This window comes from Gemmatimonadaceae bacterium, from assembly GCA_036003045.1.
Lineage (GTDB): Bacteria > Gemmatimonadota > Gemmatimonadetes > Gemmatimonadales > Gemmatimonadaceae > JAQBQB01.
This window is the reverse complement of the sequence record DASYSS010000030.1, coordinates 62,786-69,156: the sequence shown is the minus strand read 5'-3', so window position 1 is coordinate 69,156 and position 6,371 is coordinate 62,786. Positions and strand designations below refer to the sequence as shown.

The 6,371-nt window shown below is 65.9% G+C and carries 6 protein-coding genes; 4 read left to right on the top strand and 2 right to left on the bottom strand.

Annotation, left to right across the window (positions count from 1 at the left end):
• The 3 genes from VGQ44_07085 to VGQ44_07075 form a co-directional block, all read left to right on the top strand.
• Window positions 1-592: hypothetical protein (locus tag VGQ44_07085; protein HEV8446565.1), on the top strand; the 592-nt coding region annotated here is incomplete at its 5' end.
• 90 nt (window positions 593-682) lie between these two features.
• Window positions 683-985 (top strand): hypothetical protein, encoded by a 303-nt coding sequence (locus VGQ44_07080; GenBank protein ID HEV8446564.1) that lies wholly within the window; start codon window positions 683-685, stop codon window positions 983-985.
• 207 nt (window positions 986-1,192) lie between these two features.
• Window positions 1,193-2,455: a hypothetical protein gene (locus tag VGQ44_07075; GenBank protein HEV8446563.1), complete on the top strand. Its 1,263-nt coding sequence runs from the start codon at window positions 1,193-1,195 to the stop codon at window positions 2,453-2,455.
• Window positions 2,456-2,675: 220 nt separating this feature from the next.
• On the opposite strand, the gene VGQ44_07070 is transcribed toward VGQ44_07075, so the two are convergent.
• Window positions 2,676-4,361, bottom strand: a complete 1,686-nt coding sequence (locus VGQ44_07070) for a M28 family peptidase (protein ID HEV8446562.1) — start codon at window positions 4,359-4,361, stop codon at window positions 2,676-2,678.
• A gap of 190 nt (window positions 4,362-4,551) precedes the next feature.
• On the bottom strand, window positions 4,552-5,280 hold the full coding sequence (locus VGQ44_07065) for a BTAD domain-containing putative transcriptional regulator (protein HEV8446561.1): 729 nt from the start codon (window positions 5,278-5,280) through the stop codon (window positions 4,552-4,554).
• Between the two features lie 154 nt (window positions 5,281-5,434).
• On the opposite strand from VGQ44_07065, the gene VGQ44_07060 reads away from it, so the two are divergent.
• Window positions 5,435-6,337 (top strand): hypothetical protein, encoded by a 903-nt coding sequence (locus tag VGQ44_07060; GenBank protein ID HEV8446560.1) that lies wholly within the window; start codon window positions 5,435-5,437, stop codon window positions 6,335-6,337.
• The last annotated feature ends 34 nt before the right edge of the window (window positions 6,338-6,371 follow it).

Genomic DNA, 6,371 nt, shown 5'->3' with positions numbered 1-6,371 from the left:
CGTCCAGGGCGACGGTCTCATTGCGGCGAACCAGCTGGCCTCCTGGCCCGCGCAGCTTTCGACGGCGGCCGGACGCACGTTGAACCTGCCGCTGATCGACGGCACCGGCTGCAGGTCCCCGCTGACGCCACCTCTCGCATTCGGAAAGCGGCTGAGCGGCGAAGGAGCCGGCGACGACCCGGCCCAATTGAGCTTTTCACCGGACGAGGCGGGCGTGTTCCTGCCCGTCGACAACGTGGGTCTCAATGGCGCGCGTACCCATGACGCTCTGTACGCGACCGCCCAGAACATCACCGACCAGGGCAACGCGAAGATCTACTCCCGCGTGCTGCAGCCCGGGCAGACGCAGGTTTCGACGATGATGGCGGCGAATCCGAAGCTCGTGTCCGTCGAGCTCGGAGCGAACGAAGTTCTCCAGGCGCGTTCCGGCATCGCCATCGAGGGCGGGAACCTCGCGTCGTTCGACGCCTGGGCTCCGGTCTACGATCAGGTGCTGGACAGCGTGCAGAAAGTGACGAAGATGGCCGTCGTCGTCGGCCTCATCGACGACCTCGGTCACGCCGCGGCGTTCCGCACGGGCGACGAATTGTGAAACGACCGCGCTGCGTTCCTGCAGAACTTCTACGTCGACGTGCAGCCGGACTGTCAGAATAGTCCAAACCTTGTTTTCGTCCCCTTCGCCGTGCCGATCGCCGCCGCGACCGGTGCCGCCTATTTCCAAAACAGTCTGCCGCCGTTTCCGTTCAGCTGCGCCCCGAAGGCACCCTCCGACGTCGACTTCATACTGAGCCCGAGCGAGCAGACGACGCTGAACAACCTGATGCATCGCATGACCACTCACATCCAGGCGGAAGCAACGCGGCGCGGCTTTGCGTACTTCTCGCTCGACGGCCTGCACCCGAGCGCGGCCGGCCAGACGATTCTAGCCCGCGCGGCCGCGCAAGCGTTGAACGACACATACGGGCTGGGAATCCCCCTCCCATAACGGTCAGTTGAAACAAGTATCCCGATAGCCGAGGGCGATGGGTCGAGGGCTCCGAGCAACGACCGCAAGGCGTGCCTCGGGACCCAAAGCCCATCGCTCTCCGCCTTCACCGTCCGGCCCGCCACTCTTCCGTCGGCGCGGGACACGCTCTGGACGGGCGATTCGGGGCGCGAGAGAATACCTCGTCCCCGTCCGGAGCAACGAATCATGGCAGCTGCCGCACTGCGCCGCTCGACGTTGGCCGTCGCGTCAACCCTCGGCTTTGCCGCCTCGGCGTGTTCTTCAGATCAGATCATTGCGCCGTCATCTCCGACAGCGCGGCCGTCGGAACCGTCGGCGAGCCTCTTCAGCGCGCGTCCGGTCTTCGAGCGCTACGTGGCGATCGGAACGAGTATCAGCGCCGGCGTACAGAGCGATGGGCTGATCTTCACGACGCAGGCCGCGGCGTGGCCGGCGCAGCTCGATGGGGCCGTGTTGCGAGTCCTGAAACAGCCGTATATCGGCGGCACCGGATGCGCGTCGCCGATCCTCACACCGTTGATCCTCGCGAAGCGCTTGAGCGGCGAGAGCGCTCTGACTCAAGGCCCGGCGCTGAGCTGCGCGCCGTTGCTGCCGGGGCTTGCACCTCCGTTCGACAACGTCTCGATCAACGGAGCGCTCACGAGCGACGCGCTGAACACGACGCCGCAAACTCCGGGTGTCGATCAGATCTATTCTCGCGTGTTGGGGACGGGGATGACGCAAGTCTCGACGATGCTGGCACGCAACCCGACCATCGTGTCGGTGGAGCTCGGCTCGAACGAGGTGCTCGGCGCGCTGAGCGGCCTCCCGCTCAATCAGACGTTGTTTCCCGAACCATTATGGGAGTCGGTCTACGATCCGATCCTCGGCCTCGTCAAATCCAAAACCGACAAGGCCGTCGTGGTTGGGCTGATCAACGATCTCAGACACGTCCCGGGCATCCGTACGGGCGACGAGCTGTGGGCCGATCGCGCCGAGTTCACGCTCTTTCACGTGACCGTCCTGCCCGACTGCCAGGGGAGCACGAACGTGATCTACGTTCTGCCGACTGTTGGGGTGGCCGCGGCCGCTGGCCTCGCGTCCGCCCAGCACGGGGGACCGTTCGTTCCGTTCAGCTGCACGCCGAATCCGATTTCGCAGATCCCTGATTTCATTCTGACGAGCGGGGACGCGGACATCGTGAACGGACAGATGCTCGCGATGACAAATCACATCCATACGCTAGCCGGGCAACTGGGCTTCGCCTCTTTCGATCTTAGTGCGCTCTACGACCGGAGCGACATCAAGGGTCCGTTCAGCCTGACGAAGCTCATGACGTCACTCGCTCCGTTCGGTCCGTACTTCTCGGCCGACGGCATTCATCCGAACGGCGCCGGACAGACCATTCTCGCCCACGCGGCGGCGCAGGCGCTGAACAGCAAGTACGGCCTAGGTATTCCGCTTCTGTAGGCGGCGGTACACGGGGAAGGAGCCGCGGAAAACTGAAAAGCAAAACGGGTTGAACGGAAACAAACGGTACGCGCCTTTTTACGAACGACCTCGGTCTGCCACTCCAGGCCAACCGAGGTCGTTCCAAAAGCTGCCGCAGTTCCAGTTGCCGTTCAGTACACCCCGTTTTGCCGTTCAGTTATCCCACGACTCTTCCCTTCGCGACACAACCGGGGCTTCATCACCGACAAGCCGGGTATGAAGGATCCGGTCCTGAAATCACCAGGCGATCTTTTCGGTTCGCGATCGCCGACATCACGGCGTGCATGAACCGCGCGAGCCGCGCCATGTGGTCGTAGTCGATGTAGCGCGGCTCGTCGGTCGGCTCGTGATAGTCGATCGAGTATCCCGTCGAGAAGTACGTCACCGGAACGTTCTTGTTGACGTAGTTCACCTGGTCGCTCCGGCAGAAGCGCCTGAGCGGATTGGCCGGTACGTCCCAGCTGTAGTCGATCGTCATCGGCTCGGGGAGCGTCGCGTTCACCGAGTCGATGATGTTGCCGAATTGCTTCGACAGCCGGCGTGATCCCAGTGTTTGCACCGACGCCGGGCCGCCGAACTTCACGTCGCTCGCGCGACCCTTGCCGACCATGTCCATGTTGTGCGCCGCGTCGATCGAGTCGAGCGGAATCGTCGGGTGATCGACGAACCACTTGGAGCCCAGCAGGCCGGCCTCTTCGCCCTCGTGTGAAACGAAGATGATCGAGCGCGCCGGATGCTCGCTCGCGAACTTCTCGGCGACCTCGAGGAGCACGACGGTTCCGGAACCGTCGTCGTCGGCGCCGTTGTTGATCGAATCGAGTCGAGGCGGACGAATGGATCGCGCGAAGGCGATCAACGAGTCGATCTGTCGCTGCTGAGCGGCGGTCGGGGCACCCGGCCGGTCATTCGCGCCCTGCGGACGCATGACCCGATCGAACGCGCGCACCGAATCGTGATCCACCGGCCGCGGCAGCATCCCGACGTGGTCGTTGTGCGCGCTCAGAAGCACATACTCTCCGGCGCGCGCGGGGTCCGAGCCCGGAAGGATCGCGATGACATTCCGCGCCTGATACTTCGACAGCGTGAACTGGTTCGTCCAGTTCGCGCTCACGGGGGCGCCGGTCGCGCCGACACTGAGTTGATCGAGTGGCCGTCCGAAGATCTTGGCGGCGAGCGACGCACTGATGGCGGCGGCTGGCGCACCGTCTGGTTGGCCCGGCTGCATCCCCGGCCGACTGGCGAAGGCGGAAGTAACGATCGAACGAGGAGTCGAGTCCGGGCTCGCGACGAGGATCAAGACCGCGCCGGCGTTCGAAGCTCGCGAATCGCGCACCGCCGCAAATCCGCCGCGTCCTCCGCCCCCGCCGCCACGTCCGCCGCGAGCGGGCGCGAATGTGAAAACCGCGACCTTTCCCCGAATCGCGTTCGCGTCGAGCGCCTTAGTGGTGTCTCCCCAACGTCCGGCGAACACCGCATTCGCGTCGGTGACGTTGGCATCGTTGGTGATGCGGCTGCCCGCGTTGTTCGCCGCGGGAATCCATTCGTTACCCGGGGTCGCCGGAGCGCCCGCGGCGATCAGCCGTGCGACCGTGCTGTCGACCCTGAGCGTTCCATAGGGAAGATTCTGGAAATAGGTGCCGTTCTCGCCGGCTGGTTTCAAACCCAGGCGTTCGAACTCCGACGCGATGTATGACGTCCCCTTGAGGTTCCCGGCCTCTCCGATGCGTCGACCTTGCATCGAGTCGTCGGAGAACTGGTAGAGTCGCGTGCGAAGGTCGTTGGCCGTGATGTCGCTGACCGTCCGGCGCGGCGCCCACGTCGCCGGGCCTTCGTCGGGCCACACGGCGCCGGGCGGCCGTGTCGCCGTCGGGGCAGGCGCCGTCACGGGCGAGGGGGCAGACGTTCCATGGCCGCACGATGCGGCGGCGATCGCGATGAGGGCGAGTATTGCGGTGGTACGTAAACGCACGTGTAACTCCAAGTCGGCCTGATTTTGGGGCGAATGCACCAACACGAAGTATGCCGAGGGGACCGGGGCTAACGCACGGGGCGGGTCAGGCGGCCTGCTTCCCGCCTCAGCGTTCGCGGATCTGCTTGACCAGGTTGAGCGTCTCGACGGACGGATCCACGTCGAGGTCGGCACGCAGACGGCGAGCGAAGTCCTCGAAGAGGCGCACCGCGCCGGCGCGATCGCCTGCCTGGAGGAGGAGCGTCAGCGCCTTGCGCAGGCGTCGCTCGTCGGACGGCGCGAGGTTGACGGCCCGCCGCGCCCACCGCGTGGCCGACGTGAGGTCGGCGGACGACGCGTAGCGCTCGGCGAGCGTCCATGCGCAGGTCCCGGCCAGTTCGCGGCAGTGGCCGCGCTCCTCTTCGACCCAGCGCTCGAACCCCGGCGCGTCGGCGAAGAAGCCGTCGAGAAAATCACCGTGGTACAACTCGAGCGCCGCCGCGAATCGCTCTTTCGTGGCGAAGGCGCGGAACTCGGTGGAGTCGCACCAGACCGAGTCGCTGACGGCGACCTCCTCGTCGCCCCGCGCGACGATGACGTCGTCGCCGAGCGTCTGCCGTATGGCGTAGAGCGCCTTACGAAGCGCGGCTCTGGCGTGGTCCTGGTCGTGCTCGGGCCAGAACATGGAGACGAGCCGGTCGCGCCGGTGGTGGCCGTTCGGCCGGGCGGCGGCGAGGTAGATGAGAAGCGCGGCGCGCTTGGGTTGGGCGAGCAGCGCCTCGGCGCCTTCGCGTCCGGCGAGAGAGACGGCACCCAGGACGCGAAGGGTGAGTCGATCGTTCGGCTCAGTGCTCACGCCCGCGAAAATACCGCGCGGCAGCGTCCGGGCAAAGCGCCGAGAACGGAAAAGGAACGGAGCCGGGACGGATGCGTCCCGCGGGCGCCACAGTCGGACGACGACCGCGCCGTAGCGTTGGTCCGTGACGATTCTCTCACGGAGCAACGATCAAATGCAAAAACCGACTTCGTGGTGGCGGGCGACGATCGTGCGGGCGCTTGTGCCGCTCTATCTCGTGGTCATCGTCGGAGGACCGCTCGCGCTGCTCGTCGCGGCGGCGCGGGCGACACGCTCTTCGATTGTCTTCTACGTCCTGCTCGCGCTGTCGCCGGCGCTCTACGCGACCGGTTACGTCCTGATCGCCGGGATGCTGAGCCGCCTGACACTGCGCTCCGTGACGCCGGGCCGGTACCCGCGCGACGTCGGCCATCGTGTCTACGGCCCGCGGCGACTCTACGCACTTTGCTGGACCGCGATCTACTACTGCGGCCCGCTCTTTCATGCCGTGCTGGCGATTCCATCGCTCAAGCGCGCCACGCTTCGCCTCTTCGGCTACCGCGGCAGCGTGGATTTCCAGACGTACCCCGACACGTGGCTGCGCGACCTGCCGCTCTTGTCGATCGGGAAGGGCGCGTACCTGTCGAACAAGGCGACGATCTCGCCGAACATGTGCCTGAAGAACGGCAAGATCATCGTGCTGCCGGTGAGCATCGGCGCGGGGACGATGATCGGGCACCTCACGATGATCGCGCCAGGCGTCGACATCGGCGCCGATTCGGAAGTCGGCGTCGGCGCGGCGCTCGGCATCAACGCGTGCGTCGGGTCGCACACGCTGATCGACCACGAGGTGATCCTCGACCACGAAGCGGCGATTGGTGACCGGTGCGTGATCGGCACGCGGTCCTACGTGGGGCGGAAGGCGGTGATCCGGAGCGGCCTCCGCGTGCCGCCGGCGTCGGTAATTCCGGCGCGATCAATCCTGACGACTCAGGCGGACGTGGATGCGCTCGTCCGTCGCGCCACCGACGACGAGGAACGTCCCGTCGTCCGACTTGCTCACTCCAGGGGGGAATGACAATGCAGCGCGCTCGAGGAGTATTCGCTACCGC